Raw genomic sequence first — 20,387 nt, forward strand, 5'->3', positions numbered from 1 at the left:
GTTGCCTTGGCGCTTTAACCTGTTGCCCGGGGTTTGTTGTGGCCTGCGGGCATTGGGGCTAGCAGGCTCTGGCAAGGCACGGCTTGCTTGTGCATCGGTGGCCTCTTGCCCCTCCAGCGCCTCAAGCAAATTGCTTGCGGGGTCGAATAAAAATGCTTCCGGTGTGGGGCCTTCCACCACGCGCAAGCGGTCCAGCAGATCGTAGTGGTAAAGGCTGGTGCCATGGCCTTGGTCGTCAATGCGTACCAGTTGGTTGCTCTGGTTGTAGCAGTAGCGCCGGCGGGAAACGGTGGGGGAAAGTTCATCCCTTCGTTCGGTTTTAGAACCGTTTGCTCTGCGATTTACCTGCCCCACCAGCCTGCCCTGTGGGTCGTACAGGCTTTGGGTGTGAACCTGGTTGCCCAGCTTGCGCACCACTTCACGGCCCAGGGTGTCGCGCTCGAACTGCGCCAGTAGTTCACCGTTGAAGTTAATTTCGCTGAGCAAACCCAAGGCGTTGTACTGGTAGGCCAAAGCACCCGAAGGTAGCCCACCACCCATTGCGCCCCAGCTGGTTTGCTTGAGCCAGCCTGCCGGGTTGTATTGGTGATCAATTCGATGCTGGTCTTGACGCTCGGCCAGTACGCGGCCTTCGGCATCTACCTCCCATTGCAGGGTGCGGTGCGCGTTGCTGGCTTGAACCAACTGGCCTTGCGGGTTGTAAGCAAAGGTGGCTTCTTCACCATCGCTTTGCCGGGCTTTCAACAATCGGCCCAAGGCATCGCGCGTGTAGCGTGAGTAGGCCAGTGGCTGCTTGGGTATTTGATCCAGACACAGCCCGTTTGCGGCACCGTGTAACACGCCCCATTCCTGCTTTTCAAGCAGGTGGCCCACTGCGTTGTACTGGTAGGTTTGCACCCGGCCATCGAAGCCGCTTTCTTTGGTTAAGCGTTCGGCAAGGTCGTATTCAAAGTGGCAGCTTTGACCGTTTTCGTTTTGCAGTTCGATCAAATTGCGTTCGCTGTCGTAGCGGTAGCGAAGGGTAAAACCTTGTGCATCAATGCGTGCGGTGGGCTGGCTTAATTTGTCGGCATATTCGTAAACCGCGCTGCGGCCGGTGGGGTCGGTAATACGTTCAAGCTGGCCCAGTGGGCCGTAGCTGTATTCGGTGCTTAGGCCCTCGTGGTTGGTGGCGCGGGTGCATCGACCCAGTAAGTCGTAGGCGTAATAGGCACTGCGCCCCAGCGGGTTGCTTATGCCTGCCAGCCGCCCCCAGGCGTCGAATTGGTAAGTGTTGCTTTGCCCCAGTGCATTGGTTTGCGCTTGCAGCTGGCCTTGCGCGTTGTACAACATGCGCGTGCTTTGGCCCAAGGGGTTTGTTACTCCACACAACAAACCCAGGTGGTTGTAGCGGTAACGTGTGGTGGCACCTGTGGCATCGGTGTCGCTGGCCAGCAATCCTTCAGGTGTGTAAGTGTTGCTGCGCACATGGCCTGCAGCATTGATGTGCTTTAACACCTGCCCCTGTGCGTTGACTTCAAACCTGTGCAGCTGCCCAAGCTTGTTGGTGTAAGCCACCAAATGGCCTTGGCTGTTGTACTGAAACTGCTCGCGGTGGCCCAGGGCATCCACGCGCTCCAACACCTGCCCACTGCTGTTGTAGCGTGTACGTGTAACGCCGCCTTCAGGGCCCTTTTCAAGCACGGGCAAGCCTTGGGCATTGAACTGGTATTCAGTGCGCGCACCGCGGCTGTCCATGGCAACGTTGGTGGCCGTGCCATGAATATCCCATTCAAACCGGTAGTGGTAGGTGGGTTGGCCGCCCACGGGGTCGCCCCACTGGCGCACGCAGCGGGAGTGTTCGCCCGCCTGCTCCCATTCAAAGTAAATGTTGTAACCGCTTTTTAGCGTGCGCTGAACCAGCACATTGCGTTTGTTGTAGGCGTATTGTTCTTCAAAGCCTGCGGCATCGGTTACGGCCACAAGCTGGCCCTGTGGGTTGTAGCGGTATTGCACCAGTACCAGTTGATTCAAACCCAATTGGTTTTGTTCAAGGGCGGTGTCGGTTTCGTCTGCTGAATAACCTTTGGCCAGTTGGGCAATTTGTGCAAGCAAGCCTTGTTCGTTGTAACCCAGTACCCAACTGCTTTGGCTGCTATGCAGGTGGGTGGGCACTCCATGCGTGTAATCAATTGCAAGTGCATTGCCAAAGGCGTCTTCGATGCGAACCAGCGAGAAGCGCTGCATTTCGTTTTGTGTGGGTTCGCTGCCCGGCGCCATTTCAAGTGGTTCAAAGTGCCAGGCCAAACCCAGGCCGTTGCTGGCTTGCAGGCGGTAGACTGTTTCTGCGGTGCGCGTCAGGGTTAAAAATTCACTGGTGTTGGTGCAGCGCTGGCCTACCTTCAAGGGCTTGAAGTAAACCGTGCGGCCTTCCTCGTCGATGTAGTTCAGGCTGCTTTCATGCGCGCCTTCCTGGGCTAGCAGGTGCTGGCTTAAGGGGTGTGCCCAACCGGCCCCAAGCCCTGCATTGAATCCTTGTTCTGCAAGGCTGCTGCGGTAGGTGCGCTGCCAGTTCAAGCCCACCACGCCGGGCATTGAGCAATCGAGCAATTGCAGCAGTTCTTCGCCGTTGATCATGCTGATGGGTTCACCGGCTGTTTTGGTGTCGGCCACTTTGGGTGTGTTTGCACCTTGTGTATTGCTCGCTGCCGGCTTGCCGGGCTCAGCAGGCTTTGCCGCTGCGGTGGTGGTGGTGCTGTTTTTTGAAGATCGGTTGCCTGAGGGCGCACCATCGACTGAACGCAGTTTGGAGGCCTGTGCCTTTTCAAGCGCCTTGGCGTAATTGGCCAGGTGTCGAATTGCAGCCTGGGTAAATGGGCCCACTTTGCTGGCACCGTTTGCAACCCTGGCACCCACCCGCGCTGCGCCCACGGCAAGGCTTCCGCCGAATGTGGCCAGTGCCAGCAGCACTTCAATGCCTATGGCCACCACCACCGTGGCGGCATTACGCAAGCGCCGCAGGTGGGGTACGCTTTCAGAATAGCCGTCCAGAAATTCAAACAGGCCTGTGCGCAACAGGCGATCGGAGCCAATCAGGTTGAACAGGCGCATGCCTTCCTTCAGGGCAGCGATCATTTCTTGCGCGGTGTTGTAGGCCGCCATGCCCGCACCCACCAGCATTTGCTGAATTTGCGCAAAGTTGGAATTGATCAGCGTCTCGAACCCAGCGCAGGTGGCCTTTACTGCATTCACAGTGAACTCAACACTGATCTTGATCAGGCTCCACAAACCTTCGATAAAGCCCATGGCTGCGGCGCCAGCGCCCTGCCCAACGGCTTTGCCTTCTTCCCACAGTTCATGAATGCGGTGTTTCACCTTGAACTCAAGGTTTTGTGCATCGTGTTCGCGCCAGCGGGCCAGCAAAATAGTGGCCATTTCAACCAGTGCTTTTCCGCGTTCGTGCTCGGCGCTGCCAGCTTGGTGTGCAAGCAGTTTGGTTTCACTGGCCCAGTAAATGCTGTTGGGGTTGAGCAGGTCTTTTTGCGGGTTGGCTGTCAGCGGTATTTTTATCACCAGCAAATCGCCAGTGAATGCGGCCGTGCGTTGCCTTTCGCTGCGGCCCACGAAAAAACCATCGGCATACATGTCGCCCTGCACCAGGCCAAAGTGGGTAAGCACTTTGCAATCGACGGTGTCGCCGGTGCGCGTGCGCGGAAACCCATGCAGCATCAGTTCATCGAGTTCGGTGTCGTTGATCGACTCTCGGTGCAGCGCCAACCAGGGTGACAGTTCGGTGCGTTTGTCGAAAAACGCCCAATAGTTGCCGCGAAAACGCAGCCCCAAACCAGACTTTACCGATTGACCAAAAACGGGAAGTTGAACGAAATCCATAGAAGCGGTGCTGGCGAATAACCGTGCGAAGTTACTTGCCAGCCTGGATTTCGGCGAATTGAATCAGTTTGGGTGATGTTTACCGGGTGATGGGGTGAGCACCCGGCTTTGAGCTTGCCCCTAGTTAAACGATTTTTGCGTTTCTAAAAAGCTGGTCAACAGTGAGGCGAGCCAGGCTGCTTTCATCGCGAGGATCGGTTGAGGAATACATGCTGACCTGTAGCGCATCAAGCACGGCGAACAGGCGGTTCACGCTGATCGACCCCGGGTTTTTCTCCAGAGAAGACACCGTGCGCTGATCTATACCAAGCCTCTCGCCCAATTGTTTTTGGGTAAGGCCCAATTCTCGCCTGCGCGTGCGAATCAGCACGGTGACATCACTCAGATTTACTTTTTTCAGTGCCATAGTATTTTGAATCTACTCGGTAATTACAACTTGATGACCGCCATTTTTTCCTGCGTCATGTCGTGCATGGTGTGGCCAATTCCGCCAACCCCGTACCCCGACTGCCGACGACCGGCAAATGGCATCCAATCAACACGAAACGCAGTGTGGTCATTGACCATGACCGCGGTGGCATCAATTTCACGCACACAGCGCAGGGCCACTTTCAACTTTTGGGTAAACACCGCAGCCTGGAATGCAACCGGCAGGCTATTGGCCTGCGCAATTGCATCGCTCAGCGATTCGGTACCGTATACACACACCACGGGACCAAATACTTCCTGGGTACTGACCTTGGCATCGAGGGGTGGGTTCAACAACACGGTGGGCGCATAACTTGTTTCGCCCAACTTTTGGCCACCACACAACACCTGTGCGCCGCCTGCTACGGCTTCATTTACCCACTGCTCAACGCGCTTGACTTCATTCGGGTTGACGAGTGGGCCGCATTCGGTATCGGCCAGTATGGCGTTGCCTACTTTTAGCTTCGAGGCCTTGTCAGCAATGGCTTGCGCCAAGGCGGTGGCCATGTCTTCGGGCACGTAAACCCGCTGCACACTGACACAAACCTGCCCAGAATGATAAAAACCGCCCTTGACCAAAGCCGGGATCATGGCCTCAAGGTCGGCACAGTCGTCGACAATAACCGGGGCCACACCACCATGCTCAAGCGCACAACGCGTACCCGGCGCCAATTTGCTTTTTAGCCGCCAACCAACTGCACCTGAACCAATAAAACTGAAAAATGCCACGCGGGGATCGGTCACCATTTGCTCGGCCACGTCGCTTTTGCAAGGCGCAACGCGGCACCATTCTTGCGGCAGCCCTGCTTCATACAGCATGTTCACAAAGGCCTGGCAACTCAGGGGGGTGGCACTGGCCGGCTTTACCAACACTGGGCAGCCCGTGGCAATGGCGGGGCCCACCTGGTGAACAATCAAATTCAAAGGGTGGTTAAAGGCGGACACCGCCACCACCGGGCCAATGGGCTCGCGGGTGGTGAATGCCATGCGGCCAGCACCGGCAGCGGTCAAGTCCATGGGGATTTCTGTGCCGGTGAGGTGGCCCAATTCTTTGATGCACAGTTCAACCCCGTCGATTGCGCGTGTTACCTCAACCTTGGCGTCCATCAAGGGCTTGCCGCCCTCGTTGGCAATTTGAAAGGCGAGTTCATCAAACCGGCCTTGCATCAGCTGTGCCGTTTTTTTGAGAATGGCGATTCGCTGGTGCATTGGCAGCCAGTTGGCGCGGGTTTTGTGCAATTGGCTGGCGGTGTTCAACCAGGCATCGATGGTGGGCCAATCGACCAGCTTCACTTCGCCAATCGGCTTTAGATCGAAAGGGTTGACCACCTCCAAAGTGGCGTTGTTCATTGAGTTATTCATATCAAACACACCTTTGCGGCCAATTCGTCAATCAGCACACGCTTGTTTTCAGAATAGTCCACGGGCACGTCTACGATGTGCACGCCCCCGGCTTTGAAGGCCCGGTCAAAGGTGGGCACCAGTTCAGCGGCACTGCCCACCCGGTGGCCGGTTGCACCATAGGCCTCGGCGTACTTCACAAAGTCGGGGTTGCCAAATTCAAGCCCCCAATCCGCAAAGCCCGCGTGCTCTTGTTTCCAGCGGATCATGCCGTACGAGCTGTCGTTCAAAATGGTAACGACCAAGTTGAGCTTCAAGCGCACCGCAGTTTCAATTTCCTGCGAGTTCATCATGAAGCCGCCGTCACCACAAATGGCCATTACCCGCCGATCGGGGTACAACATGGCGGCCATCATGGCCGAGGGCAAACCGGCTCCCATGGTGGCCAGCGCGTTGTCCAGCAACACGGTGTTGGGTTCGTAGGCTTTGTAATTGCGGGCGTACCACAATTTGTAAATGCCGTTGTCCAGCGCAATGATGTCTTTGGCGCCCATGGCACGGCGGGTTTCGGCCACCAGGCGTTGGGGAATGATGGGGAAGCGGTCGTCGTCTGCACCTTCTTTGATGTGCAATTCAATTTCTTCGCGAATGCGCTTGAAGTAGGCGAGGTCGCACACCACTTTGCCACCTATTTTTTGGGTCAGCTTTTGCACAGAGCGGGCCACATCGCCCACCACCTCGCATTGCGGAAAATACACCTGGTCTACTTTGGCGGAACGGTAATTCACATGGATTACTTTTTTACCACCGTGGGCCATGAAAAACGGCGGCTTTTCAACCACATCGTGGCCCACATTGACAATGAGGTCGGCACGTTCAATGGCGCAGTGCAAATAATCGCCGTCTGACAATGCCGCGGTGCCCAGAAAATGGGGAGAACCCTCATCCACCACGCCCTTGCCCATTTGCGTGCTGAAAAACGGAATGCCGGTGGTTTCAATGAATTCTTGCAAAGCCAGCCGGGCCTGTTTGCGGTTTGCACCCGCGCCCAGCAGCACCAGCGGCATGCGGGCAGAGCGGATCATGGACACCGCTTCGTTCAGCACCACATCGTCGGCCACGGCATAGTGCCGCTCGCTGCGGGGAATGATGGCCGCGGTGGTTTGTTCAGCGGCAATGTCTTCGGGCAGCTCGAGCAACACTGCACCGGGGCGTTCTTCTTCAGCAATTCGAAAGGCCTCGCGAACCAAGGCGGGAATGTTGTTGCCATGAACAATTTGCTTGCTCATTTTGCAGATGGGCGCAAACAGATTGACCACATCGATGATTTGAAATTGGCCTTGCTTGGACTTCTTGATGGGCTTTTGCCCTGTGATCATGATGAGCGGAAATGCACCCAGATGGGCATAGGCAGCGGGCGTGGTGAAGTTGGTCGCCCCAGGGCCCAAAGTGGCCATACACACGCCGGCACGGCCTGTAAGGCGACCATAGGTGGCGGCCATAAAACCCGCCCCTTGTTCGTGGCGGGTCAGCACCAGCTTGATGCTGCTGTTGCGCAGGCTTTCGACCATGTCCAGGTTTTCTTCGCCGGGTACAGCGAATATGTGCTTTACGCCTTCTGCTTCCAGGGCCTGAACAAAAAGATCCGATGCTTTGGTGCCTTGGGTCGACATGGTCGCTCTCCTTTTTTGGGGGAACGACCAGTGTCTGCCTCTTGGATTTCAATATCAATACCCTTATCCATTCTGGATAGTACTGAATGTGCTCGATCAGGCCGCCTTGAGTGCCATCAAACCGGTGCTGATGTGGTCTGTCACTTTCGGCTTCACCGTTTTGCCATTGCTGGCCGTCAGCACATATTCTGCAGGGTTGAAACGTGCAATTCGCATGCGGTATTCAGCGTTCAAGCCAGGGTACAAAGTGTTGTTGCGGCCATTGGGGCTGAGGTACCAGCTTGCGCAACCGCTTTTCCACACCGTGTGTTCGCTGCGGAAGTCCATGGTATTTACAAACTTCTGTTCCACCTCGGGTTTCACAGAAATGGCTTTAAGCTTGCGCTTTTGGCGCAACTTGATGGCCTGAATCACATAACCAATTTGCGCTTCAGCATAAGCGATAACAGACGTGTGGCCAGGGCCAGTGAACGGACCCACGAGGAAGTACAAGTTGGGGAAACCCGCAGTTGAAATGCCCTGGTAGGCTTCCGAACCGTCTTTCCACTTGTCGTTCAAGCTTGCGCCGCCAATGCCTTTGGCGTCGATTGGCGAACCTGTGTGGCGCACTTCATAGCCTGTGGCGTAAATGATCACGTCGAGTTCGTGCTCTACGCCATCGGCGGTGCGAATGCCTTTTTCGGTGATGCAATCAATCGCATTGGTTTCCAAATGCACATGCTCTTTTTGCATGGTGAGGTACCAATCGGAACTGACCAACACACGCTTGCAACCGAACTTGAAGGTGGGCGTCAGCTTTTTGCGAAGCTCAGGGTCTTTCACCTTGCGGGCCAGGTAGCTGCTGGCCATTTTCTCGGGCTGTGCCTTGAACATGTCGTACTTCAAAATCAAAAACGGTGCAGTCAGTTCGTTGAACCAGTACACACCCAGGCGGTTCATTTTCATGTTCAACGGGGTTTTGCGATTCAGTGCTTTTTCAGCTTCTTCAATGTTGCGGTCTGGGCGCGGCATGATCCAGTTGGCCGTGCGCTGAAACACCACCAGGTTTTTGACCTTGTCGGCAATGGCGGGGCCAACCTGCACGGCCGTGGCGCCAGTGCCAATCAAGCCAACACGCTTGCCTTCAAGTTCTACGGAATGGTCCCAAGCGGCGGTGTGCACCGTTTTGCCTTTGAACTTTTCGGCACCCTTGAATTCTGCAACCTTGGGTGCGCTGAACGGGCCCACTGCTGTAACCACATTGCGGGCCTGAATGGTTTTGCCATCGGCTGTGGTGATGTTCCACAAACCAGCTTGCTCGTCGAATACTGAACCAGTGATGCTGGTGTTGAATTGAATGTAAGGGTACACACCATACTTGGTGGCGCAGTGGCGCAGGTACTTGTAAATTTCGCCCTGCTTGGCGTAGCTGTTGCTCCACTCGGCCCAAGGCTCGAAGGAATAGCTGTACAGGCTGCTTTTAACATCGCAACCACAGCCGGGGTAAGTGTTGTCGCGCCAGGTGCCGCCCACATCGTGGCCTTTGTCGAAAATCTTGAAATTGGTTTCACCTGCCTTGAGCAATTGAATACCCATGCCCAGGCCTGATACGCCTGCGCCGACGATTGCAACTTCAAGAATGTTTTGTGCTTCTTTTTTTGAGCTGGCCATGTAGTGTGTCTCGTGTTGTGTTGGTTTTCGATGAGATGCAGTGTAGGGGTTTGGGTGCAACAGGCGTGAGTGTGAAAAGTGACGACTTTAGAGTCAATTTGGGCCACAAACTCACCCCACTGATGCACAATCAATGCTCGAAGTAACTTTGCAGCAGGTGATGTATGGAATGGTTTCAAGCACTAACAACCTTGGCCCTGGGTGGTTTGTTCGGCGGCATTCTGGCCTTCTCGGCCTTGTTTGCACCGCTGGTATTCACCAAATTGCCAATGGAACAAGCGGGGCCATTCATTCGCGCTGTGTTTCCTTGGTACTACTTGTACGTGATTGTATTTGGCTTTCTCAGTGCCATTTCTGCAGGGCTTTCCGGTGGCGGCTTTTGGGTGTTGTTTCCATCGGCGTTGGTCGGCTTGGCCAGCGTGTACACACGGCAAATTCTGATGCTCCAAATCAATGAACTTCGCGACCGGGAAATGGCTGGGGACAAAGCCGCAGGCGCTGAATTCAATACCAAGCACCGGCTTAGCGTGATCATCAACAGCGTGCAACTTCTGGTCACGGGAGCAACCCTGGTGTACTGGGCATGGAACTGAAGGACCTGCCGCAGCTTCGGCTGCTGGAACAAACCACGGTGGCACAAGCCTACCCGCTGTTTTTCGTGAACTATGCGGTGCAACGCGGCTTTGAGACCGATCAAATTCTGGAACACAGCGAGCTGACACTGGCTCAGTTGCAAGTGCCCAACAGCCGCATCGCCGCGGCCCAGCATGGCATCATCGTGATGAATTTGCTGGCACTGTTTCAAAGCGAACATATCGCCATCGACATGGGTTTACAAAGCAGCCTGACCAAAGCGGGCATGATCGGTTTTGGTTTGATGAGTTGTGCAACCCTGCGTGAGGCCATTGAGCTGGGTATTCGCTTTTTGCCCACCAAAGTGCCCTTCTACACCATAGACACCAGTGAAGACGAACGCACCCTGACGTGCCACGTGCGCGAAGCCATGCCGCTTGAACCCGTGCGCAAGTTCGCGATTGAAAATTTTGTGATTGAAGTGTGGCGGCTGTTTGAAAGCCTCTTCAACCCCATGGGCAGCAAGCGCGAGGCCAGCGGAATTGAATTGTGGTTTGACTGGCCGGAGCCGCCTTATTATGCGAGCTATGCCAGCAGCCTGCCCAAGTGCCGTTTCAATGCGGCTGGCAATCAAATTCGAATTCCCGGCAGGTGGCTTGACCTGCCCTTGCCCACCGCCAACTCCACCACTGCACAAATGGTGATTCAGCAATGCGAGCAAGAACTGATTGCTCTGGGCCTTGGCGACAATTTAAGCGGGCGCGTGAAAAACCTGCTGATTTGCCGGGATAGCCGCTACCCGCAACTTGAAGACATGGCAGAAACCCTGCACATGTCGGTGCGTACATTAAAGCGCAAGCTACAGAATGAAGGGCGAAGCTTTACAGATTTATTGGGCGAGGTGATTCAACGCGACGCCTGCCTGTTGCTTGAGACCAGCAAGCTTAATGTAGATGAAATTGCGCAACGTGTGGGTTACCAGGACCGCGCCAATTTCACACGTGCATTCAAAAAACTGACTGGCAAAACACCCAGCGAATACAGGGAGTGGGTAAGCTACGTCGTCAAGAAATGACTGACCAAACCTTGCGCATCGGTATCGTGTGGCAGGCTGACATGGTCGGTGCCTTTCACTGTGGCCACCAGGGGTTTCACAGCGAAGTGCTGCATCAAGCGCAATGAGGAATCGTGGGGTACCACCTCATCATTTTCAGCCAGCAACACAAAGGTGGGGTTGCGTACATTCGCGGCACATTCATTCGATTTGAACTTGCTGCGCAACAACAGCGACACCGGTGCCAAAGGCACTTTCTTTTTGGCAATGCTGATCAAGCTGTCGTAAGGGGTAAACAACACCAGCTTGTGCACTGGTGTGCTGGCGGCCAACTGCATGGCAACACCTGTGCCCAGGCTGCGCCCGATGACAGAAATTTGATTGCGGTCGCACCAGGGTTGTTCGGCTACCCATTTGTAAATGGCACGCGCATCGGCCACCAAATTTTTCTCCATCGGCGTGCCTTTGGAATTGCCATATCCCCGGTAATTGAAAAACACCAGGGGCAAATTCTTGAAGCCTTGCGCTTCATTGAGCAACCAGCGCACGTCTTCGCTGCGGCCACCGAAATAAATGGCGCACGGTGCCTTGCTGCCTGCACCACCCAGGCCAGCAGGCATGCGCACCCAACCTTCCAGTTCAATGCCGGGAGCCACTTGCAAACGCAGTTCAGTGAATTCGTGTGCGTGGTGGGTCAGCACCTCATGGTGCTTCAACGCAGGGCTGAAAATATGCCGGGTTTGGCTGAAGTACAGGTAAGTCCAGTACGCAGCAAAACCCATGGAGGCAGACAGCGCCATGCGGGGCACCAAACGCGACTCGGGGTTGCGCACTACTTTCTCTTGAACATACTTCATGGATGTACTTCTTTACAAAATGGTTACTGGTCACACTACACAGTGTATTGAAACCAAACTGTCACAAAGGTTCAAAGTGCTTGCAGAAATGGCGTTAAATCAACGTTTGGAAGGAATTGCCCACATGACCTGTCACAATGACAATTCATATTTCAGGAAATCTTCCCGGGACAAAACAGGGAAACTTCCATAGCGTTGAACGATTAGAAGGGAGAGGACAAGAACATGAAATTCAAAACAAGCGCGATTGCGTTGGGTTTGGCTGTGGCATTGGCGGCCTGCTCCAAGAAAGAGGAAACAGTTGCCCCGGAAGCAGCAGCCCCAGTTGAACAGGCTGCACCACAAGCAGTGGCCTACGTAACCCACCAAGACGGCCCAGTGACCATTTACTCACTGGCCGACTACACCAAGATCGGCGAAATTAACGTGGGTGAAGGTGGCCGCGGAGTAGGCTTGACCGAGGACGGCAAGCTACTGGTGGTGGCCGTAAAAGAAACCAAAGATTTGGCCATTGTAGACACCGCCACCAACCAGGTGGTACGCCGTGTGCCTGTGGGCATTAACCCCGAATTTGTGCGCGTGTTGGGTAACCTGGCCTTTGTGGCTTATGAGCCTGCCTCCAAGGGTGGCCCTCCACCCAAGCCTGGTTCAGCAGAAGCCAAAGCCATCGAGAAAGAGCGAGAAGAAGGCGATGAACTGCCAGCACAAGTGGCCATCATCGACTTGGTGAAGGGTGAAAAAATCAAGGAAATTACGGCGGGGTTTGAGACCGAAGGCATTGAGTTTTCTGCCGATGGAAAACACATCATTGTGACCAATGAAGCCGATGAAAATGTATCGGTACATGACATTGAAACTGGCGAGAAGATCAAACAGATCGATACCGAAAGCTACGGCATTCGACCACGCGGCGTGAAACGCTCGCCCGATGGTGAGCAATTCGTGGTCACACTTGAGTACGGCAATAAAATGCTGATTCTGGACAAAAACTACAATGTGATTAACGAGGCTGCCACGGGCGAAGTGCCTTACGGCGTCACTTATACCCGCGATGGTTCCGAAATTGTGGTGGCCTTGGCACGTGGTAAAGCGATTCAGGTATTTGATGCAAAAACGCTTGAGCTCAAGCGAGAAATGCCGGTGGGCGACCGTTGTTGGCACTTTAGCTTTACACCCGATGACACACAGTTGATTGTGGCCTGTGGCCGCAGCAACAACATTCTGGTTTTGGACTACGCCACTGGCAACGTGATCAAAGACATTCCCGAAGGCAATATGCCCTGGGGCGTGATGGTGTCGCCGAAGTCTGTAGGGTCACTGGACATTCCTGGTTGATACAAGCCCGAATGGGTATTTTTTATTGTTTGTACTCCTAAACGAATTTTCCGCGTTAATCAATAAAACGGTTGCCACCATGCAACACTTTGATGTGATTAACGTGGTTTAGGAGTTACCTATGAGACGCGTATTTAATGTAATCGACAGAGGCATTGCAAACAGCCCAACGAACACTGAAACCGCACCAGACAATAGTATTGAAGCCATTCAAGGCACTTGGGCGCAAGCGCTTCGCTGCGACTTTGGCCGTACTCGCGATGCCATGCTGTGTCGTTTGGCTGAATCCACACAGGAATTGGCGCACCAATACCCGAATGACGCAAAGGTTCTACTTTGGAACGGTATTGTGCTGACAGGGTACGCGAAATCACTGGGAGGACTGTGTGCGCTGCAGTTTCAGGCTCACGCAAAAGCTTCACTTGAACGTGCAATTGCATTGGCACCAAACGATGGGGCAGCCTACCTTTACCTGGGCCTGCTGTACGATCACTCCCCAGCAGCCCCTTACGGCTTTGGCGATGAAAACATTGCCAGGTCGCTGCTTGAGCAAGGTTTGAAACTGACCTTGAATTCAGCCGAGCAACTGCGCCGCGCATAAAAAAAGGAAAGCCAACTCTGCTTGGCCTTCCTTTTTTATTGCTGCAACAACCGAAAAAAATTAACGGTTTGCAATGTACATGGTGATTTCAAAACCAAAACGCATGTCTACAAATTGTGGGGTGGTCCAGCTCATGTCTATTTCTCCAAAGTATTGTAAAAATCAGCAAATGCCTTTGCCGTTGAAATAAGCTTATCCCTACTTCTTCAGGAATTTTGCCCGACTTCACTGCGTAATTGAAGGACTAGTCAGCCCCCAAGCAATCGCAAGCTTGGTGAGTTCAATGTCGTTGCTCACCTGCAGTTTCTTTTTGATTTGATAGTGAATGTTGTGAATGGTTTTTGCACTTAAAAAAAGTAGCTCGCCGATTTGCTCGGCAGACTGACCAGCCACGAGCAAACACAGCACTTCGAACTCGCGGCTGCTCAATTCATCAAGCCCGCCCCGGTTGTCGCGCAAGCGGGAAAGTGCCATCAAACGCGACAAGTCAGCACTCATGAAAGTGCGGCCCGCCAACACTTCGCCAATGGCGCGCAACAGCACTTCGGGCCGGCTGCTTTTGGTGACATAACCTTTTGCGCCAGCGTCCATACACGCACGCGCCAGTTCGATTGAGTTGTGCATGGTAAACATCAGAAATTTAACCTCAGGCCAACGCCCCAACACCCGCTGAACAAGGTTCAAGCCCACCGGCTCTGGCATGCTGATGTCGCAAATCACCAGCGCAGGCAAGTCTTTCTGGCAAGCGGCATAGGCCTCCTGCGCGTTTTCAGCCTCACGCACCTGCTTGAAACCACCTTGTGTTTCCAACAAATGCCGATAACCGGCGCGCACCACGGCGTGGTCATCCACCAGCAAAATACGGAGATCAGCGTTGTTCATGAAGTACCTTTTTGTTGAAAACGGGCAGACACCACAAACCGGTTTTCTTCAACCTGGGCTTTGAATACACCACCATGCACCCTCACCCTTTCAGCCAGCAAGTTCAAGCCCATGCCGCCCGATGGCACCTGCGTTTCAACCGGTTGGGGCAAGCAATTTTCCACACACAGTTCAAGCACACCGGCCTGCAATGCCAAGCCCACATTCACGGGCGCCCCCGGCGCTGCGTGCCGCCGCACATTGGCCAGGCACTCTTCCACGGTACGGTAAACACACAGGGCGCGGTCTTGGTCCAAACTATTCAAGGCGGCAGGTTCTAGACTCAGGTTCACTGTCCAGCCGCTGCCCGCATTAATTTCCCAGCGGGTACACAGGTCTTGAATGGCCATGCCAAGATCAGCCCCTTCCAACACAGGCGGGCACTTGTTCACCAACACCGCCCGCATACGCTCGAACGCGCCCTCAATTTGCAGCTCGATTTCCTCCAGCTTTTCTTGCACCTCCGTATCCCCACCCTTGAGTTGCGCGCGCAGCTGGGCGCAATTCACCGCGATCAGGCTCAGGGACTGACCCAAATCTGCGTGCACCAAGTGGGCCAACTCCCGCCGTTCATCTTCCTGCACATTGAGCAGCTTCATCATCAGGTTTCGGCGGGTTTGGGTAAGCCGCCACAAACGCTCGTTCAAGCGGTTTACCCCTTGCGCAATACGACCAAACTCCCGTGGCTGCACATCGGGAAGTTGCGCGGGAGGCGGGCTGTCCTCGGAAATGGCAATCGAATCGATTTTTTCGACCAAGGTTGCGGCCGGCTGCAAGGCGCGACCAATAACCACATAGGTTAAGGCGGCCAGGCTGGCCACGATCAGGGTGCTAAGCAACAGCAAGTCGCGCAGCGTATTCCAGAATTTGGCCAGCACCAATTGCGGATCGGCAGTGATGGTCAATTCGCCAAACGGTTGACCCCACAGGCCAACGGGGCGCGGCTGCGCTTCAATTTGTACACCCAACAGGCGCATCAACTGGGCCTCGACAGGGTGGCGTACCAGCTGCTCACAACCCTCTTGCCGCACCTGTCCGTTCCAGCCCTCGTAACGTATGCAATAAGGTGCCAACAACAAACCGTACTGGCTACCCACCAACACAGGCGAGCCCTCGATTTCGGGATTAATTTGCCGCTTGTACATGGAGTACTCCACCATCTCGTGCAAGCGCGTGGCATCGCTGGCCAAGGCATCATCTACCTCATTGGCTGTGCGCAGCACCACATAGGCGGAAATTAACACCCAGCACAACAGGCCCAGGGTGATCATCCGCACCAGCAAATAGCGTTTCAGGTTCATTCAAACAGTTTAATCGGGGTTGGGCTGCAAGTGCGCCAGCGCGGCCTCCCCATGCAGGCGGGCCGCCAGCTTTCTCGCAACCGAATAATTGCTCACTGCCTCGCCACGGTTTTGAACACCCAGCCGCCCAAAGGCTTCCTTGATGTGGGCATTCACCGTGTCGGGACTCATGCCCAGTATCTTTGCAATTTCCTTGCCTGTTCTACCAAGGGACACCTGTTCCATCACCTGTGCCTGTTTGATGGTCAAAGGCTTGGGGCTACCGGGCATTTGAATCAGACTTTGAAACTCGTTCCGTTGTGAAATTGAATTCAGGTTGACTGAATCACGTTTCAGGAAAGCTTGAACCTGAACCATTAATTCTTTGTAATGCTGGCTTTTGGAGAGCAGCAGCGCACCCGAATTGGCCACCTGCCTTTCAATTTTCGCATCGCCCAGAGCGGTAAAAAAAATGCGAAGTGAGCTGGAAAAACGTTGTGACACCATATCGATTACCTCAGCAGGTTTGCTGTTGGGCAACACCAGGTCGGAGACCACCAGGTCTACATCCGCTGGCTCTATTTGCTGAAGCTGCTCAACAGAATCAACCACCCGAGCAGTTAAGCCCGGCACGACAGCAGCAATAATTTCCTCAACGACCATGGCCGAGGTCGGATGGTCTTCCAGTATCAATAAGTTCTTCAAACCCTTTTCCCCAAAAGTGTGGTTGTCGCTTGGCGTTTTCAAATAATTTTTTTATGAATTGTTAGTGCGATTATCAATTGAAATGTTTAGTTATGTAAAGAATGCAAACAGGCTTACAACTCTGTCAGCACTTTTTGAATAGCTGCGTTTCAAGTGAATGGGCGCAATTCTCGAGGCGACCACAATTGACAGGGGAAGTAGAATGTCACACACAGACGATGAGAAATTAAAAGCAAGAAGGGCCATGCTGGCCAAAGTGGGTTTGGCCGTGGGTGCGTTGTATGCCGCGCCTGCAATGGTGGGCTTGGCCACGGCACAGGCGGGTAGCCGTTCCAGGCCCAGCCGAAAGTCGCGCCCATCCCGGTATGACCATTACCACACACGCTATGGCCAGGGCTACCGCTCTTCCCGGCCCTCACGCCCAAGCAGATATTCACGATATTCCCGCTACTCGCGTTATTCCCGGGTAAGCCGCCCCTGGTTTTATATTCGCTTCTAGACAATGAACGCAGTACCGCAACAAAGCCCCGCCTGCCTGTTGCTGAGGTTCGAAGGCACGGCAGGTGAAGTGTGCGTGCCCAACGAGCCAGCATTGCTCCAGGGCCTCACACAGCTTGTTCCAAGCTGGAAATACACCTGCACACCAACACATGGCAAAGCCTGTGACATGCCACACAACTGCATTACGAGGATTAACAACAGCCAGAACACCCCCTACACTTTTGACATTGAATCTGTTTATCTGGACGAGCCATTGCTTGGCTTGCCCGCCGCCAGTGCACTGTGCGCACTGCTGGCCGATGTGCTTGAAACCCACATTGAGGAAAGTCCAAACCCGATTGCCCTGCATGCCGGGGCTTTTGCAATCGGGGGTCGGCTTATTGCGGTTACAGGCCCGCGACGGGCAGGCAAAAGCACGCTGATTGCAAGACTTTGCGCCGAACCAGACCTGCAAATTTTCTGTGACGATGTATTGCCCATCAGCCCTCAGGGGGAGGGTGTGGCGCTGGGTGTAGCACCACGTTTGCGCCTGCCCCTGCCCGCCAAGGCGAGCATGCATTTCAAGCAGTTTGCCAGGCAACACATGGGGCCACACGACAGCCGCTACGGTTACCTGTGTGCCAGCAACGTGGCACTGCACGGCGTGCGCCTGCCGCTTGGCGCAATCGTGGTACTGGACCGGCAAACCGACACCCCGGCATGCCTTCACACCGTGAACGAAGACGATGCCCTGTTTTACACACTTGAACAGAATATGGGGCAGTTCAACTCGCCCGGCGAAGCCTTGGCAACAACGCAAGCACTTCTGGGCAAAATTACTTGCGTTCGACTGGTGTACAGCAACCTGGAGGAAGCCGTGCAACTGCTTCGAAAAGCTTTTGATGGCAAAGAGGCCATTAATCCTGATCTTCAGGTGAAGCCTGCACAGGGTTGGGTGCCGCCAACCCCCGAGACCCATACGCTTGCAGACACGGGCCGCGTATTCAAACGAGCACCTACCGCAGCCTTGCGCCGCATCGGTCAGTCCGCCTTCCTATGGCAAGCTGGCGAACACACCCTTTGGCGCCTGAACACCGAGGGGCAAGCCGTGTGGGCGCTGCTTGAAATGCCGGGCAACGCCAGGGAGCTGGCCGAAGCATTGGCCGAGGTATTTGTAGAAGTGCCACAAAAACAACTTGAGCACGATGTCCTGAAGATGCTTGGCAAAATGTGGGCTGAAGGTTTTTTGATCGAGCAATAAAGCGGCAAACTCGGGTAGTGACAAATTTTCAAGCGAACCACTATTTCAATTTAATTGATAATGATTCGCATTATTGTTACTATTAATAAATCTTTATTCCGATCACTCAAACATCCCCCAGAACCTTGCCATGCAAAAACCCCAGCAACCCTATGCCCTGTTACACCTACTCATCGTCGCTGCCCTGAGTGGGCACACAGTTGCCTTCGCCAACACAACTTCCACGGCCGGACAAACATTGCCCGAAGTGAAAGTGGTAGAACAAACCCCAGCCCAGGAAAATCCTGCCGGCCCTTTTGAGGGCTATGCTGCCAGCCGCAGTGCCACTGCAACAAAAACCAATACAGCAATCGCTGAGACAGCCCAAGCCATTTCAGTGATTGGTCGCGATCAACTCGAAGATCAAAACGCAAACGATTTGGGCCAGGCATTGCGCTACACGCCCGGTATTCAGGGCGAGCCATTTGGAGTGGAACCCCGTTTCACCTTTTTCAGAATTCGTGGCTTTGATGCGTCCACAACAGGGCTGTTTCGCGATGGCCTTAAACTCAGCAATCCCGGGTTTTCAATCAGCTATGGCCTGGAGCCCTTTGGTGCTGAGCGAATTGAAGTGCTACGCGGCCCCTCCTCCGTGCTGTACGGGCAGGCCAGCCCTGGCGGTTTGGTTAATTTTGTGACGCGCCGGCCCAGCCAGGAAACACACCGTGAATTTGGCATTGAAGTGGGCAGCTTTGACAGAAAACAAGCCACTGTCGACATTGGCGGTGCGCTTGAAAGCAATGATGAATTCAGCTATCGCCTGACCGGTTTATTGCGAAACAGCGACACACAGGTGGATTTTGTGCACGACGACAGAATTTACATTGCGCCAGCAATTACCTGGAAACCCAATTCTGACACCAGCTTAACGCTACTCACCCACTACCAGAAAAACGACACCATTTCTTCACAGGCCTTGCCTGCTGCAGGTACGCTTCTGCCCAATCCAAACGGACCAATTCCACGCAACCGCTTTTCGGGCGAACCCGGCGTGGACAAATACGAAAGGGAGGAATTTTCTGTTACCTCGCTTTTGGAACACAAGCTCAACGACTCCGTCACACTTCGACAGAACACGCGCTACTACCAAACCGATCTGAACGATGTGGTGGTGTTCAGCAACTCACTTCAGGCTGACCAACGCACAGTGGACCGTGCTTACTTCAGCAGCTTTGGCAATTTGGCTTCCCTGACCCTGGACAATCAATTGGAATACCGCTTTTCCCTGGGGGCTGCAAAGCACACCTTGCTGAGCGGTATCGATTTCCAGAATGTCGAGCTTGATTCCATACAAGCCTTTGGCGCAGCCCCTTCGCTTGACATCTACAACCCAGTCTACGGATCGCCGGTCAATATTCCCGCGCCGTTCAGAAATGACAGCACTGAGCAGCAACAGTTGGGTTTTTACCTGCAAGACGAAATTCGCTACGAGCAATGGATAGCCACCCTGGCGGGCCGCTATGACGAAGCAAAAAACAAGGTTAACGATCTACTAATGAATAGGCAAAGCAGGCAAGACGACAGCGCCACAACCGGGCGCGCAAGCTTGATGTACCAATTCGTCAACGGTGTGTCGCCATACCTTAGTTACACCGAGTCTTTCCTGCCGGCTTTGGGCACCGATGCGAACGGGCGGAATTTTGATCCCGAAACCGGTCAGCAATTCGAAGTGGGGGTTAAGTTTCAACCGAACGCTGGCAGCCAGTTCAATGTGGCCTTGTTCGACTTGACTCGCGAAAACTTCCTGACCACAAACCCAAACACATTTGCTCAAGAGCAAACGGGCGAAGCCCGATCCAAGGGCATTGAACTTGAGGCACTGACGGCAATCACCGACCAACTCAACCTGATCGCGAGCTACACCTACACCGACGTTGAAATTACGCGCTCAACCGACCCAGCGGAGTTGAATCGCCGCCCGGTTCAAACACCAGAGCACTTGGCCTCATTGTGGGCTGATTACACCTTGCGTGGCGATGTGCTGAATGGCGTCGGTATTGGCCTGGGCGCACGCTACCTGGGTTCTACCTTTGCAGACGCCAGCAATACCTTGAAGGTACCCAATGCAACAGTGTTTGATGCAAGCATTCACTATGACTGGAAACAGGCCCGTTTTTCCCTGAATATTCAAAACCTGTTCGACCGCGAGTACGAACCCAGCGCCTACATTCGCGGGGGAACGCCGTTCACGGTTGCAGCACAAGAGCGGACCGTTCAGGCGCAAGTCAGTTATCGCTGGTGATTCCAAGGAACTTTTCCGGGTGATTAGCACTCTTTCG

At 54.2% G+C, this 20,387-nt stretch carries 17 protein-coding genes; 7 read left to right on the forward strand and 10 right to left on the reverse strand.

Going from position 1 to position 20,387, the window contains the following annotated elements; translation table 11 throughout:
- The 5 genes from B4C79_RS00005 to B4C79_RS00025 all read right to left on the reverse strand — a co-directional run.
- A partial coding sequence (locus B4C79_RS00005; protein ID WP_291741623.1) for a DUF6531 domain-containing protein occupies positions 1-3,870 on the reverse strand: 3,870 nt, incomplete at its 3' end.
- A 124-nt stretch (positions 3,871-3,994) separates the two neighbouring features.
- On the reverse strand, positions 3,995-4,276 hold the full coding sequence (locus tag B4C79_RS00010) for a helix-turn-helix domain-containing protein (RefSeq protein WP_105027501.1): 282 nt from the start codon (positions 4,274-4,276) through the stop codon (positions 3,995-3,997).
- A 23-nt stretch (positions 4,277-4,299) separates the two neighbouring features.
- Positions 4,300-5,700 (reverse strand): aldehyde dehydrogenase family protein, encoded by a 1,401-nt coding sequence (locus tag B4C79_RS00015; RefSeq protein WP_291741620.1) that lies wholly within the window; start codon positions 5,698-5,700, stop codon positions 4,300-4,302.
- Positions 5,697-7,352 carry an acetolactate synthase large subunit gene (locus tag B4C79_RS00020; protein ID WP_171100966.1) on the reverse strand — a complete coding sequence of 552 codons (1,656 nt, stop codon included), beginning with the start codon at positions 7,350-7,352 and terminating at the stop codon, positions 5,697-5,699. Before B4C79_RS00020 ends, B4C79_RS00015 begins: the two co-directional genes overlap by 4 nt.
- A 96-nt stretch (positions 7,353-7,448) precedes the next feature.
- The gene (locus tag B4C79_RS00025; protein ID WP_291741612.1) at positions 7,449-9,002 is read right to left on the reverse strand and encodes a flavin-containing monooxygenase; all 1,554 of its coding nucleotides are present in this window, start codon (positions 9,000-9,002) and stop codon (positions 7,449-7,451) included.
- A gap of 164 nt (positions 9,003-9,166) precedes the next feature.
- On the opposite strand from B4C79_RS00025, the gene B4C79_RS00030 reads away from it, so the two are divergent.
- A complete protein-coding gene (locus tag B4C79_RS00030; protein WP_291741610.1) occupies positions 9,167-9,595 on the forward strand; it encodes a DUF4149 domain-containing protein in 429 nt (142 codons plus the stop codon).
- A complete protein-coding gene (locus B4C79_RS00035) occupies positions 9,586-10,650 on the forward strand; it encodes an AraC family transcriptional regulator (RefSeq protein ID WP_291752186.1) in 1,065 nt (354 codons plus the stop codon). Before B4C79_RS00030 ends, B4C79_RS00035 begins: the two co-directional genes overlap by 10 nt.
- Here B4C79_RS00035 and B4C79_RS00040 read toward each other — a convergent pair.
- The gene (locus tag B4C79_RS00040) at positions 10,632-11,486 is read right to left on the reverse strand and encodes an alpha/beta hydrolase (RefSeq protein ID WP_105027509.1); all 855 of its coding nucleotides are present in this window, start codon (positions 11,484-11,486) and stop codon (positions 10,632-10,634) included. The two genes, B4C79_RS00035 and B4C79_RS00040, sit on opposite strands and share 19 nt — an antisense overlap.
- A gap of 225 nt (positions 11,487-11,711) precedes the next feature.
- Between B4C79_RS00040 and B4C79_RS00045 the strand changes: the two genes are divergently transcribed.
- Together B4C79_RS00045 and B4C79_RS00050 are read left to right on the forward strand one after the other, a co-directional pair.
- Positions 11,712-12,821 (forward strand): cytochrome D1 domain-containing protein, encoded by a 1,110-nt coding sequence (locus tag B4C79_RS00045; protein ID WP_291752183.1) that lies wholly within the window; start codon positions 11,712-11,714, stop codon positions 12,819-12,821.
- A 121-nt stretch (positions 12,822-12,942) separates the two neighbouring features.
- Entirely contained in the window at positions 12,943-13,422 is a 480-nt protein-coding gene (locus tag B4C79_RS00050) for a hypothetical protein (protein WP_291740060.1), read from the forward strand.
- A 60-nt stretch (positions 13,423-13,482) separates the two neighbouring features.
- Here B4C79_RS00050 and pqqA read toward each other — a convergent pair whose 3' ends face one another.
- The 4 genes from pqqA to B4C79_RS00070 form a co-directional block, all read right to left on the reverse strand.
- Positions 13,483-13,557, reverse strand: coding sequence for a pyrroloquinoline quinone precursor peptide PqqA (gene pqqA / locus B4C79_RS00055; RefSeq protein ID WP_008247588.1), 75 nt, complete (start codon positions 13,555-13,557; stop codon positions 13,483-13,485).
- 90 nt (positions 13,558-13,647) lie between these two features.
- Positions 13,648-14,304, reverse strand: coding sequence for a response regulator (locus B4C79_RS00060; RefSeq protein ID WP_291740062.1), 657 nt, complete (start codon positions 14,302-14,304; stop codon positions 13,648-13,650).
- Positions 14,301-15,644, reverse strand: coding sequence for a sensor histidine kinase (locus B4C79_RS00065; RefSeq protein WP_291740063.1), 1,344 nt, complete (start codon positions 15,642-15,644; stop codon positions 14,301-14,303). The genes B4C79_RS00060 and B4C79_RS00065 overlap by 4 nt, the downstream gene beginning before the upstream one ends.
- 9 nt (positions 15,645-15,653) lie before the next feature.
- On the reverse strand, positions 15,654-16,328 hold the full coding sequence (locus B4C79_RS00070; protein ID WP_291740065.1) for a response regulator transcription factor: 675 nt from the start codon (positions 16,326-16,328) through the stop codon (positions 15,654-15,656).
- A gap of 202 nt (positions 16,329-16,530) precedes the next feature.
- Between B4C79_RS00070 and B4C79_RS00075 the strand changes: the two genes are divergently transcribed.
- The 3 genes from B4C79_RS00075 to B4C79_RS00085 all read left to right on the forward strand — a co-directional run bounded on the left by B4C79_RS00075 (position 16,531) and on the right by B4C79_RS00085 (position 20,350).
- Positions 16,531-16,827 carry a hypothetical protein gene (locus B4C79_RS00075; RefSeq protein WP_291740066.1) on the forward strand — a complete coding sequence of 99 codons (297 nt, stop codon included), beginning with the start codon at positions 16,531-16,533 and terminating at the stop codon, positions 16,825-16,827.
- A gap of 3 nt (positions 16,828-16,830) precedes the next feature.
- Positions 16,831-18,069: a PqqD family protein gene (locus B4C79_RS00080; RefSeq protein WP_291740067.1), complete on the forward strand. Its 1,239-nt coding sequence runs from the start codon at positions 16,831-16,833 to the stop codon at positions 18,067-18,069.
- A gap of 130 nt (positions 18,070-18,199) precedes the next feature.
- Positions 18,200-20,350: a TonB-dependent siderophore receptor gene (locus B4C79_RS00085; RefSeq protein ID WP_291740068.1), complete on the forward strand. Its 2,151-nt coding sequence runs from the start codon at positions 18,200-18,202 to the stop codon at positions 20,348-20,350.
- Positions 20,351-20,387 lie beyond the last annotated feature (37 nt).

It is taken from the genome of Limnobacter sp. UBA7229, from assembly GCF_002473065.1.
Classification (GTDB): Bacteria; Pseudomonadota; Gammaproteobacteria; order Burkholderiales; family Burkholderiaceae_B; genus Limnobacter; species Limnobacter profundi.

Coding starts and splice junctions, on each gene's coding strand:
- B4C79_RS00035 (WP_291752186.1), top strand. CDS start 9,586: ATGGAACTGAAGGACCTGCCGCAGCTTCGGCTGCTGGAACAAACCACG.
- B4C79_RS00085 (WP_291740068.1), top strand. CDS start 18,200: ATGCAAAAACCCCAGCAACCCTATGCCCTGTTACACCTACTCATCGTC.
- B4C79_RS00020 (WP_171100966.1), bottom strand. CDS start 7,352: ATGTCGACCCAAGGCACCAAAGCATCGGATCTTTTTGTTCAGGCCCTG.
- B4C79_RS00075 (WP_291740066.1), top strand. CDS start 16,531: ATGTCACACACAGACGATGAGAAATTAAAAGCAAGAAGGGCCATGCTG.
- B4C79_RS00015 (WP_291741620.1), bottom strand. CDS start 5,700: ATGAATAACTCAATGAACAACGCCACTTTGGAGGTGGTCAACCCTTTC.
- B4C79_RS00045 (WP_291752183.1), top strand. CDS start 11,712: ATGAAATTCAAAACAAGCGCGATTGCGTTGGGTTTGGCTGTGGCATTG.
- B4C79_RS00030 (WP_291741610.1), top strand. CDS start 9,167: ATGGAATGGTTTCAAGCACTAACAACCTTGGCCCTGGGTGGTTTGTTC.
- B4C79_RS00010 (WP_105027501.1), bottom strand. CDS start 4,276: ATGGCACTGAAAAAAGTAAATCTGAGTGATGTCACCGTGCTGATTCGC.
- B4C79_RS00060 (WP_291740062.1), bottom strand. CDS start 14,304: ATGAACAACGCTGATCTCCGTATTTTGCTGGTGGATGACCACGCCGTG.
- B4C79_RS00040 (WP_105027509.1), bottom strand. CDS start 11,486: ATGAAGTATGTTCAAGAGAAAGTAGTGCGCAACCCCGAGTCGCGTTTG.
- B4C79_RS00025 (WP_291741612.1), bottom strand. CDS start 9,002: ATGGCCAGCTCAAAAAAAGAAGCACAAAACATTCTTGAAGTTGCAATC.
- B4C79_RS00080 (WP_291740067.1), top strand. CDS start 16,831: ATGAACGCAGTACCGCAACAAAGCCCCGCCTGCCTGTTGCTGAGGTTC.
- B4C79_RS00065 (WP_291740063.1), bottom strand. CDS start 15,644: ATGAACCTGAAACGCTATTTGCTGGTGCGGATGATCACCCTGGGCCTG.
- B4C79_RS00050 (WP_291740060.1), top strand. CDS start 12,943: ATGAGACGCGTATTTAATGTAATCGACAGAGGCATTGCAAACAGCCCA.